This window comes from Microcoleus sp., from assembly GCF_041354475.1.
GTDB lineage: Bacteria > Cyanobacteriota > Cyanobacteriia > Cyanobacteriales > Microcoleaceae > Microcoleus.
In genome coordinates, this window is the sequence record NZ_JBGJZU010000070.1 from 5,171 (window position 1) to 17,353 (window position 12,183).

The 12,183-nt window shown below is 46.0% G+C and carries 9 protein-coding genes; 5 read left to right on the plus strand and 4 right to left on the minus strand.

The features are described from left to right. From ACBR23_RS21910 to ACBR23_RS21930, 5 genes are all read left to right on the plus strand, one after another. A partial coding sequence (locus ACBR23_RS21910; protein WP_371125682.1) for an N-acetylmuramoyl-L-alanine amidase occupies positions 1–1,457 on the plus strand: 1,457 nt, incomplete at its 5' end. A 51-nt stretch (positions 1,458–1,508) separates the two neighbouring features. Then, the gene (locus ACBR23_RS21915) at positions 1,509–1,904 is read left to right on the plus strand and encodes an SH3 domain-containing protein (RefSeq protein WP_341739757.1); all 396 of its coding nucleotides are present in this window, start codon (positions 1,509–1,511) and stop codon (positions 1,902–1,904) included. A gap of 174 nt (positions 1,905–2,078) precedes the next feature. After that, a complete protein-coding gene (locus tag ACBR23_RS21920; RefSeq protein ID WP_371120423.1) occupies positions 2,079–2,390 on the plus strand; it encodes a hypothetical protein in 312 nt (103 codons plus the stop codon). Beyond that, positions 2,387–5,749 carry a response regulator gene (locus ACBR23_RS21925; RefSeq protein ID WP_371120424.1) on the plus strand — a complete coding sequence of 1,121 codons (3,363 nt, stop codon included), beginning with the start codon at positions 2,387–2,389 and terminating at the stop codon, positions 5,747–5,749. The genes ACBR23_RS21920 and ACBR23_RS21925 overlap by 4 nt, the downstream gene beginning before the upstream one ends. Positions 5,750–5,937: 188 nt before the next feature. After that, positions 5,938–8,049 (plus strand): DNA-binding protein, encoded by a 2,112-nt coding sequence (locus tag ACBR23_RS21930; RefSeq protein WP_371117862.1) that lies wholly within the window; start codon positions 5,938–5,940, stop codon positions 8,047–8,049. A gap of 698 nt (positions 8,050–8,747) precedes the next feature. Here ACBR23_RS21930 and ACBR23_RS21935 read toward each other — a convergent pair. The 4 genes from ACBR23_RS21935 to ACBR23_RS21950 all read right to left on the minus strand — a co-directional run bounded on the left by ACBR23_RS21935 (position 8,748) and on the right by ACBR23_RS21950 (position 11,992). Continuing rightward, positions 8,748–9,527, minus strand: coding sequence for a DUF4058 family protein (locus ACBR23_RS21935; protein ID WP_371120425.1), 780 nt, complete (start codon positions 9,525–9,527; stop codon positions 8,748–8,750). A 189-nt stretch (positions 9,528–9,716) separates the two neighbouring features. Next, positions 9,717–10,025, minus strand: a complete 309-nt coding sequence (locus tag ACBR23_RS21940; protein WP_340551113.1) for a hypothetical protein — start codon at positions 10,023–10,025, stop codon at positions 9,717–9,719. Positions 10,026–10,108: 83 nt separating this feature from the next. After that, a complete protein-coding gene (locus ACBR23_RS21945; protein ID WP_341739762.1) occupies positions 10,109–10,294 on the minus strand; it encodes a hypothetical protein in 186 nt (61 codons plus the stop codon). A gap of 516 nt (positions 10,295–10,810) precedes the next feature. Next, complete coding sequence (locus ACBR23_RS21950; protein WP_371117859.1) at positions 10,811–11,992, minus strand: precorrin-8X methylmutase; 1,182 nt, start codon at positions 11,990–11,992, stop codon at positions 10,811–10,813. Between the last annotated feature and the right edge of the window lie 191 nt (positions 11,993–12,183).

Genomic DNA, 12,183 nt, shown 5'->3' on the forward strand with positions numbered 1-12,183 from the left:
TGGCAAGAGGCATTGAGTCGGACACCTCTTTGGCAAGAGGCATTGAGTCGGACACCTCTTTGGCAAGAGGCATTGAGTCGGACACCTCTTTGGCAAGAGGCATTGAGTCGGACACCTCTTTGGCAAGGGGCATTGAGTCGGACACCTCTTTGGCAAGGGGCATTGAGTCGGACACCTCTTTGGCAAGGGGCATTGAGTCGGACACCTCTTTGGCAAGGGAGGGTATTCAATCTGACACCCAAATAAATAACAGCAAAAAAGTAGATTTGGGAGTGCCTGTATTTGAACTAACCATGAATAATCAAACAGTCAGCCAGCAAGGCACGGGAAAAATTTCTATTCTTTCTCCTGCTGATTTGGAAGTAGCAGAAGTGACAGCAGAACCAGGTGTTGCCCGCACTGGCGCGAGTACAGATTTTTCTCGGATGACGCCTCTACCGAAGGGAACAAGAGCCACAATTATTGGCCGCGAAGGAGAATGGATTCGACTCGATTACGGTGCATGGATCAAAGCATCAGAAGTGAAAATTGTCAAGGATACAGTGCCGCCGCGATCGCTAATTCGCAGCGCGCGATCGCGTCAAGTTCCCGGTTGGACCGAAGTCTTATTTCCTCTAGAAATACCAGTCCCCGTCACCGTACAAGAAGGTGAACGCGCGTTCACTTTAACGCTGTACAATACCACCGCTCAAACTGACATTATTCGCCTCGATGATGACCCCGTAATTTCCCGTTTGACATGGCAACAAATATCGCCATTGCAATTACAATATACTTTTAATCTGAAATCAGCGCAACAATGGGGTTACAAATTGAGATATGATGGCACAACTTTAGTGCTGTCTTTAAAACACCCCCCTGTGAAAGCCAGCCAGATGGCTAATCCACCAGCAAAGCCGCTGTCTGGAATTAAAATACTGTTAGATCCGGGACACGGCGGGCCCGAAGATTCAGGGGGTGTCGGGCCCACAGGCTACCGAGAAAAAACTGTGGCTTTAATTGTGTCAAAATTGGTGCGTCAGGAATTGGTAAATCGGGGTGCAAATGTGGTAATGACGCGGGTGGAAGATGTGGATCTGGATTTGCCACCGAGGGTGGAAATGATTCAAAAAGAAGCACCTGCGATCGCAATTTCTCTTCACTACAATGCTTTACCAGATAACGGGGACGCGATTAATACTAAAGGTGTCGGCGCTTTTTGGTTTCACCCGCAAGCGCACAGTTTGGCAATGTTTTTGCACAACTATTTAGTTGCTAAATTGAATCGTCCTTCCTATGGTGTATTCTGGAACAACCTAGCCATGACTCGTCCTGCCGTTGCTCCATCTGTTTTAATGGAATTAGGATTTATGATTAATCCTGATGAGTTTGAATGGATTGTCAATGCTACAGAACAGCAGAAGTTAGCAGAGGCGATCGCCCAAGGTATTATCGAATGGTTTGCCTCAGTTAAATAAAAATTAGTAGTAAGGATGAAGAGTCCTTATTAACCCACGGAGATTAAATAGATGCTAAGTTTGACTCAATCCAAAGCCTTTTTCATTGCAGCGGCTGTTGCCACTTTTGGCTTTTCCCTGGTCAGTTTTCCCGTTTTTGGTAAAGAGCAAACTCTTTCAGCCGACAAAGTAGAAGCTTTAAAAGAGCAAACTAAATGCTCCTTTATTAACGTCAAAAGTGGTACTGTTAACGTTCGCAAAGGCCCTGGCAATAATTACCCGGTGGTTGTTAAACTGAAAAGAGGAGACGGAGTTAGGGCTGTTAGCAGAAAGGGAAAATGGGTGAAAATTGCGGCGAGAACTCATGGGACTGCTCCCAATGAGACTTTTGAAATTTTGGACGGTTGGGTGAACAATCAATATATCAACGGCTGTTCGGAAGATCAATTTGATATGTGGCGGAAATAGCGAATTTTCTATTGGTAGACGCCAACACCCTGTAGGGGCGGCTTCTACCAACAAGATATCACAATACACACAATCTCGAAAAAACCGCCCCCACACACTACATCAACCAGGATGTTTATCAAATTTCAAAAATGTTGGCGGGGATTTACCGTTGGGTGGGGGCGGGTTTAATAGATGGTCAATTATTCACGATTATTATTGGTGAAACCCGCCCTTACAGCGACATTTCCTGGAAACCAGGGGATTTACCGTTGGGTGGGGGCGGGTTTAATAGATGGTCGATTATTCACGATTATTATTGGTGAAACCCGCCCTTACAGCGACATTTCCTGGAAACCAGTTTTACCCATTACCAATTACCAATTACCAATTACCAATTACCAATTACCAATTACCCATTACCAATTACCCATTACCCATTACCCATTACCGATTATCAATTACCAATTACTAATCGCCAGCAACACAACCTCCTTGCTGTTATGAAAATCCCTTCTTTTTCTAACTTATTCGCCAGAGTTGCTGGGAAACTTCCCCTACGAACTGTTTTAATTGTTCCTTTCGTTATACAAATTGTCGGGACAGTGGGATTGGTGGGTTATCTATCCTATAAAAACGGGCAACAGGCAGTTAAAAACTTAGCTTATCAGTTAATAGATGAAGTGGACGGGCGCGTTGAGCAAAATCTGCAAAATTACCTGGATGTGCCTAAGCAAATTAATCAAAACCATGCAGCAGCAATTCGCACAAGGGTTTTAGACTGGAAAAATTTTTCGGATTTAGAACGCTACTTTGCACAGCAATTACAAATCTATGCCACGGTTAGTAATGTGGCGATCGCCACTGAGCAAAAAGAATTCCTTGGTGTCGAAAAATCATTGGCAAATGATTCTTTGGTGATCCGAGTTATGGATAAATCTACGGATTACGCCTTTCACCGCTATGCTGCCGATCTTCAAGGGAAGCGAATTAAGCTCACCAAAGTAAGACATGACTACGATCCGCATAACGATCCACCTAAAGGCCGTCCCTGGTATCGAGCCGCCCAGGAAGCAGGTAAAGCAATTTGGCTTCCAGTGGTTAATTTATCACAGGGAGTCGATCGTCCTTTATTGACAATTGTTAACTTTTTGCCGTTTTCTGACCCCGATGGGAATTTTCAGGGGATTTTGGCATCCTCCCTCTATCTGCCTCAGTTTGCTAATTTTCTAAAGAGTTTGGAAGTTGGACGGACAGGGCAGTTATTCATTATCGATCGCCAAGGCCTACTCATTGCCAGTTCCACAGGCGAGACACCATTTAAGCAAAAATTAGATTCAGATTATCTAAAAAACTTAAAGCCTCAAGAATGGAGACTGCTAGCTCAAAACAGTAGGATTCCCCTCACTCAGGCATCCGTTAATTTTCTGTTGACTCATCTTAAAATTTTTCCTAAAATTGAGCAAAATCAAAGATTAGAGTTTGACTTTAACCGCGCTCGCTATTTCTTACAGGTGAACCCGATCTCGGATAAATCTGAGTTGGATTGGTTGATTATCACAGTTGTTCCAGAAGCCGAATTCATGGCACAAATATATGCCAATACTCGCACGACGATCCTGCTGTGTATCGCGTCATTAATCGGGTCTACAGGTATTGGTATTATTACGGCTCGTTGGGTTACAAAACCAATTCTGGATTTAAATAAAGTTGCTAAAAATATTGCCCTGGGCGAATGGAATAAATCAATACAAATTGAACGTTCTGATGAATTGGGACAATTAACAAAGACGTTTAATCAGATGTCCGGTCAACTGAAACAGTCATTTGCAGATCTCCAATCCTTAAATGAAGCCTTAGCCCAGAGCGAGAGCAAACTGAATCAAATTCTCGAAGCGATGCCAGTGGGGGTAGCAGTTCACGATATTACCGGACAAATCATTTACGTTAATCAGATGGCCAGACAGTTACTGGAGATCGACGAAACTTTACCGTCCGCTCAAACCGAGGAATTAGCAGTAACTTATCACATTTATCAGACCCAAACTGAGCAGTTATATCCGGCAGCAGATTTGCCAATAGTGCGATCGCTTAAAGGCGAACAGGTGAGGCTTGACGACCTAGAAATTCGGTTGAGCGATCGGATATTTCCCGCCGAAGTCTACAGTATGCCACTGTTTGACGAACAAGGGCAAATCGTTGCAGCTATTGCCGCTTTTGTTGACATCACAGAACGCAAACTAGCTGAGAAACTATTAGCCAATTACAATCGAACCTTAGAAGCCAAAGTTACAGAACGAACTGCTGAGTTAGCCCTGACTAACTCTCAATTAGAACAGGAAATTTGCGATCGTAAACAAACAGAAATCGCCCTCGCAGCAGCCAAAGAAGCCGCCGAAGCAGCATCCCTGGCTAAAAGCACATTCCTCGCCAATATGAGCCACGAACTGCGCACTCCCCTCAACGGCATTATGGGCTACGCCCAAATCTTGCAACTAGACCCAGACTGCACCGCCAAACAACAGCAAGGCGTTGAGATTATCTACAATTGCAGCGAACATTTGCTAACCCTGATTAACGACATTTTAAGCTTGTCTAAAATCGAAGCCAACAAACTCCAACTTAACCCGGAAATCTTTAATTTTTCCGAATTCCTGCAAGGAGTGTCAAAAATCTTCCGAGTCAAAACTCAACAAAAATCAATTGACTTTACCTACGAGGCTCTTACTCAACTCCCCAAAACGGTTTGTGCCGATGAAAAGCGGCTGCGCCAAGTTTTAATTAATTTTTTGTCCAACGCTGTAAAATTTACTGACAAAGGTAGTGTCACTTTCAAAGTAGGAGTCACAGACAGCCGCTATCCTGAATTAGGAATTATGCAGCATCCATCCGATGCTACTCATTCTTCAGAACTCATACCTCGTCCATCCCAGAAAATTTGCTTCCAAATAGAAGATACAGGTTGTGGCATCTCTCCCGAAAACTTAGAAAAAATCTTCTTGCCCTTCGAGCAAGTGGGAGATATTTCTCGCCAAGCAGAAGGAACCGGCTTGGGATTAGCAATTACTAAAAACCTGCTTTCTTTAATGGGAAGTGAGATTTGTGTCGAGAGCACTGCCGGAATTGGTAGCAAGTTTTGGTTTTATTTAAACTTGCCCATTAGTTCAGATTTAGCCGCATCAATCTCCATCACCTCAACCAAGAGAGTCCTTGGCTATCAAGGTCAAAAACAGAAAATATTGGTAATCGATGACCGCTGGGAGAATCGGTCGGTGATAATTAATTTGCTAGAACCTTTAGGGTTTGAACTGGCGGAAGCAGCCGACGGAGAAAAAGGTTTAAAAAAAGCTGTAGAATGGCAGCCGGATTTGATTTTATGTGACTTAATAATGCCTGGGATGGATGGCTTCCGATTCATTCAAGAACTGCGACAATTACCCCAATTTCAAAGTACAACAATCGTAGCTGCATCTGCCACCGTGTTTAATGAAGACCGCCAAAAATGTTTAGAATTGGGCTACAGCGATTTTCTCTCTAAGCCGATTCAAGCGGTAGAATTGCTAGACAAAATCCAGAGTTATTTAAATTTGTCATGGATTTACCAACCAGCAGCAACCGGGTCAAAGTTGACCGAGGCTGTATCTTTAGCTGCTAGTCCGCAGGAAATGGTGGTGCCGCCCAAAGAAGAATTGCTGGTTTTGTATCAAGCAGCGAAGGGCTGTTATGTTGAAGATGTGGATTTGGAAATCAGCCGGTTGGAACAATTACACCCAGAGTACAGTTCCTTTGTTGCTAGGGTGCTGGAACTTTCAGAAGATTTTGAGTATGAAAAAATTGTCAAATTGATAGATCCATATTTGTCCTAAAATATAGTATAATGCAGCGGATTAGCTAATTTATAAATGGACAATCCAGAAAGAAAGGTTTAAATCGTTATATCTCTGATGCTGGCTGGTCTGACGGTTAATAGATTTACCAGCGGGGTCAGTTCTTCAATCAAAAATGCCAGATCCCCAATCTAAAATCGAGATCGTCGATATATATATGGAATTCTATGCAGTTGCAGCGGCAATTTAGCGGACAACTGATCGCGATCGACACTAACACGGCGATCGCCAGTGGAGGTGAAGGTCGCATCTATCCCCTCCCCCAAGACCAGTCCCTAGTAGCAAAAATTTATCACAGACCGACAGAAGAAGACGGCGACAAACTCACAGTCATGTTCAGTATGCCACCAGATGCGCCGATCGCCGCACCGGGACACGCTTCAATTGCTTGGCCACTGGATTTACTGCATACTGTGGGCGGGCGAGAAAAAATCGTCGGTTTTGTGATGCCCCGCGTCACCAAGGTGTCGCCAGTTCACACTTTTTACACTCCCAAAACCCGTCGCGAACAAAAACCCCTATTTAACTATCTTTACCTGCATCGCACCGCCCGAAATCTGGCAGCCGCCGTCAACGCCCTCCATGTACGGGGTTACGTGATCGGCGATGTGAATGAGTCGAATATCCTCGTCACCGACACAGCTTTAGTAACCTTGGTAGATACGGATTCCTTTCAAGTACGCGATCCCTATACAGGTTACGTTTATCGATGTCCCGTGGGGAAGCCAGAGTTTACACCACCGGAATTGCAGGGAAAAACTTTTCGGGATATTGACAGAGCCCCAGAACATGATTTGTTCGGCTTAGCGGTGCTGATTTTTCAACTACTGATGGAAGGTACGCACCCGTTTTCGGGAGTTTATCTCGGTACGGATGAACCGCCGCCCTTAGAAGCGAGAATTCGATCGGGCCATTTCCCCTCTGGCACCAAGCGGATTCCCTATCGCCCCATGCCCGCAGCACCAGCTTGGGAAATGCTGCATCCCCGACTGCGACAGATGTTTATCCGCTGTTTTGAGGATGGGCATAGCAGTCCTTTGGCGCGCCCGGATGCCAAAACTTGGGTAAATGCGCTGCGGGAAGCGGAAGATGCTCTAATTACTTGCAGCAAAAATAATCAACATAAATACGGCAATCATCTCAATCGCTGTCCTTGGTGCGATCGGGCAAAACTGCTCAGAGGGCGCGATCCATTCCCCTCGCGGGAAGCAGTCCGCAACGGAGTGAACTTGCAGCCTGCGAAAAATCAGCGTCAGAAGCCCAAACCCCCCGCTGTTGTACGGGAGACCGCAAGATCCAGACAACAGCCTTCTACGGGACTGCCACGGTCTCTAGGTCAATATCAGCCGCCACTGTTGCCGATGCCGATGTCTTCTCGGACTCCGCCTGCGACAGTACCTGTTAGCAAGTTGGAACGGGTATTTCAGGATGCAGGTTGGGGTGGTGTTTGGGGCGGTTTGTGTTTGGCGGCGGTGGCGGGGGTATTTTCGGCGATCGCTGAGGGTGGTGGGGCGATTTTGGGGGCGATTTTTGTGGGTTCGATTTGGGGCGCTTTTTTTGGGATGATTTGGGGCATTTTGGCTGTACCTCCGAATCAGATTTTGCGGAAGTGGGTGGGTGTTTTGGTGGGGACTTTGTGGGGGGCTTTTGTGTTGGCGGCGATCGGGGGTGTGGTGTTTGGGGCGATTAGTGAGAATCCGGCGATCGGCCGGGGAATTTGGTCTGGTGTGGGGGTGGGTATTGTCTGGGGCTTGGTTTGGACAAGTTTTAAGCCTCCTCTGATAGTGCCGATGGGGAGAGTTTGGGGCCGGCGGGGAGCGTTTTTGGGGGCTGTCTGGGGGGCGTTTTTGGGGACTTTGGCTGGTGTTTGTTTGGGTTCGGGGTTGGTGGTTTGGCAGCAATATAGTGGGACGATGACTCCGGGGAATCAGTTTGCCAATTTGTTGTTGGTGGTGGCGATGGTGGCGGCGGGGGTGGGTTCCCTTGGTGGTACGGTTTCTGGGAGTTTGTTGGGTTTTTGTGGGTTTGCGCCGAAGTTGCCGGTGTCGTTTCAGCCTTCGGGGGTGAGAGGGGGGTTTTTGGGAGGGATTTGGGGCAGTTTCTTGGGGGCGATCGTCGGTATGGTGTTGGGTGGGGGCTTGTCGTTAGTGTTTCCGGCTATCAACCTTGGGGTGGTGGGAGATTTTGCCCCTGTGGCGGGGGCGATCGTGGGTTCGGGTTTGGGGGCGATTTGGGGGGTGGTTTCGGGTATGGTGTGGGGGGCTTTGGGGAAATGGTGAATCCTTTTAGGTTGGAAATGCGTCAATGGGTAGGTGTTAAAATCGAGGTGTAAGATTTTTGGGCTATGATGTTTGTACTGCAATGGTTTGAGGCACTTGAACCAATACAATGCGAGACGCGATCGCTGAAATGTATGTATGACAAGGGTTTGATGGTTGTATAAAAAATTTTGTGTTGATAAGTCGAAGGCTGAAGTGGTAATTTTAGTTTAGACAGACGCAAACGAACCTTGAAAACCAAATACAGCAAAGCTTCTGGAGCGGGCGGCCGCAATTAAACTACTTGAGAAAAAATTAGAAAACAATGTTTGCGGTTGGATTAGCTTAAGGCAGAGCGTTACGCCGCAATTAAACTACTTGAGAAAAAATTAGAAAACTAATCGTACAAAAGTTAGACGCAGTGAAACTGGCTGGCAACGCGCCGGTGAGATTCCAGAGCTGGCAAAATATCTCAATGAAAAATAGGAGAAAAGTTACTCCATAAACAACTGCCACAGTGCCGCCAAATTATAAAGCCGCAATTACACTAAATCCCTATCAGGGATTGAAACGAATATTTGCTTTCGATTCCTGACTCCTGTGTTCGCCACAATTAAACTAAATCCCTATTAGGGATTGAAACTCAACCTCTCTCATATATTCTTCAAATATTTAACAGGCCGCAATTAAACTAAATCCCTATTAGGGATTGATTGGTGTCATGGCTTCCTTGCAGTAAGTGTTTCATTCATCCAAACCATATCCGATTCTGACAAAGCGGGAATTGGGGGGCGACTGTAATCAATCCTTAAGTCATAGCTCCCCCGATCGTAAATCTCGTCTAGCAATGACTTTAGATCGATCGTTGGTTCTGGTTCATCAGCCTCTAATGGTACTGGGAATTCAGGAATTTTATCTCGCACGCTTAAGCTGTAAAGTAGAGCCTTTGGACGAGTTTCGCTATGACTCACCACGATTCGATAGTGGCTTTGCTCAAAATCTCCGACCATTTCCATCGATTTCCCCTGGCGCAACAAATCGATTTCAACAAAGTGAGTTGCGCTACCCAAAATTTTTAACCGCTTTGTTTCGTATTGCAACCGCCCGATTCCCACCTGTTTGTTTTTTGGAGAAAGCACCTCAATGATGGTCACAACTTCCTCGGTTTCCACGGCATGAATTTCTAGGTATGCTTCCGTCAAAGTCTCTGGCAAGGGTAGTAATACTTCTGTAGGTTGCGTTTTTACAGCAACCGCGAGATTGGATGCCGGAGATTGAAGAGCTGATGGTGTACTTTGTACTGAGATATCCGGTACACCTATTAGCAAAGTCATATCTTCGTTCACCTCGTATACGCGCTCCTCAATGGCAACAATGTACTTCGGGCGAAGCTTAGGGCCGAGGTCATTGGCAAGAGCGGTAATTAGCCGATGGTGAATTCCCGCCCACAGGGAAGGATGCTCTAAATAGGGATTCATACCCGGAAAGGGATTAGTCATAAAAAAATTCTTATTCGTGCTGGTGTAATTATAGCCACAATTAAACTAAACCCCTATTAGGGATTGAAACAAGCCGCAGGCAGTGATCGAACGATCAGCATCGGCAAATTAGATACATAAACTAAAAAGCTGCCAACCCAACAGGTGACAGCTTTTTAGTAGCCGTGTTTGCGATCGCAACGATCGAGCTTAATCGAAGCCAGTCCGACCAATACCCATTTGCAAAAGCATGGTTTTCACATCCTCAAATAATTGGCCGCAGTAGTAATACTGCTTGTGGCGTAAATCGGCTAGATAGTAACCGGCTTTACCGGCATTGAGCCGAAATAGCTCGGTAACAACCTGCTGCTTTGAGATGCCATAATGCAACTCAAAGTCTTGAAAATCTACTGCGAAAGGCAGGGGGTTATAAAATATTTCGCCTTTTTTTAACGCCCACCCGCCCGGTTTGCGTTCTAAGATACGGATGTAATCGGGACAGACAACTGCATCAGACATACGACGTTACATATCTTATGAAAAAGTTTGCGACCGCCCTCAAGGTGGCTCTTGAAGGCGGTCTAAGAAAGACTAGCTAGGCGCTAGTTGTCCGAGGTGGGTTCCTCGGATTCAGAAATAGGGATATCGAGAATAAACTCTTCTTCCCCGTCCTGACTCACTCTCAACCAGCCAACCTGCTCCGTTGGGTCGGCTGGCGAGTAAACCGGGAGGTAAGTCACCTCCACCTCTGTATCATCCGGTTTGTGTCCGTTTCCTGTTTGGGTCATTTTTCACCTCCTGAGTGAGGGTATGAACTGTTTTTCCTCACAATCTAATTTTAGCCTCATTCCCTAAAAGTGTTAACCACTTTTAGGGATTTTGATGTACTGATAAGAATCAAGTCTCCGCTGGCGATCGCATCCAGCAGTTGCCCGGTCGAGCCTTCATGGTTGTATGTATACCCAAGTATTAAGGCGATTTCCTTGAGCTTTTCGGCGGTATTCGACCCGACCCTTGCGTGTAGGTTTTCTCTGTTTAACTTTTTTCTTCCTGCCATAACTGCAAATTATTGATAAAAGTGGTTTTCAGTTATAGAATAGCATTCTAGAAATTATTGAAAATTTCCTTGAGCCGCAACTACACTAAATCCCAATCAGGGATTGAAACTGCGAAATAAATAATTTAGGATTTACGCAGTGTTTAGAAACCGAGTTTTTTTACAAAAATACTTGATTATCAACCGCAGATTCGGTAAAAAACCCGGTTTCTGATCCCCATCGTCTGATAACTCTCAAAACAAATTTTCACTTCAAATGACAATGACAATTCGGCTTTTCAATCAAAGACTCAACCAAAGCATTCAAAGCCACCGCCGCCAACAATCCACCGCCAAAAGTCCCCACAGTCGTAATATAAGGAACACCCGATCGCACTAAACGCCGTTTCGCCACTGGAGCATGACTAAAACCGATCGGCAGACCAATCACCAAAGCCGGTTGCAATTCCCCATGCTCGATCGCCTCACAGACAGCCATTAACACAGAAGGCGCATATCCTATCACCAATATACATCCTTTTTCCACTTGCAACAACTGTTCAAACCATGCTTTTTTCCGCCAAAATTCTTGTTCCGCTTCCCCGGCAGCATTAATATGTGGATCGTCAATTAAAGTGACAATACTTGTTCCCAACTGTGCTAACCTAGTAGCATCCAAAGCAGCACAAACTGGCGACACATCAGCCACAATTTGACAACGATTTTTCAAAGCTTCCCGCGCCGATTGAATCGCAGTTTCGCTCAACTTCACAAACGGCAATAGGGAACAATCACCACTAGCTAATACCAGTTTTGAAAGCAAGTCTACCTCAATTTCAGAGCGATCGCTCAAATCCGGCAACAAATGCTGCAAAGATTCCTCAAAATTCTCCGGGTGAGAATGCGCCACAGCATCCCAACTCTCCCACAACTGTTCCAACTCACCCAATCCCCCCTCAGTTTCCCCCTGCAACAGCCTCATTTGCGACAGTGCGCCCGCTTGCACCGCTTGACAGGAGAGATCCCGCCCCAGCAAACCTTCCAGCGCTAAAGCCGTTTGTCGGAGGCGAACTATCTGCCCAGTAACAGAAAGATACTGTTGCTGTAGAGTCGCCATCAGCGCATCAGGGGAAGCATCCCCATCAGTTTCTAACAACTTGCGGATGTGAGAAAGCTGAAAACCTTGCTGTTTGAGTGCGACAATTTTTTGCAGTTTCTGCACGTCGCTGCGGGTGTAGAGTCTGTAGTTAGAGGTCGATCGCACTGCGGTCGAAAGCAGCCCCAAGGAGTGATAATGTCTTACCATCCGGGGGGTGACAGCACCTTGAACTGCTTCTGTAAGTTGTTTGATTGTGAGGTATTTGGGCATTAGATTTTGGGATGCTTGGATTGTATATTGGGCCATCGCATTCACCCACAGTCCTAGGAGTGAATCAATTCCCCGTCTCATAGCAAAAGTCGGTTAAAACCGACTGAAACATTAAATGCAACTCTCAACTCTCTTCAGTCCTCTTTCAGAGGACTTGCGCTATGAGACAGGGATTTCAATCCCTGTCGGGCTGTCGGATGTAACGAATGGCAAGTTGAAGGCGAGGGCCCTCGCACTCACCGCAGTCCGCCGGGGATTGAAATCCCCGTCTC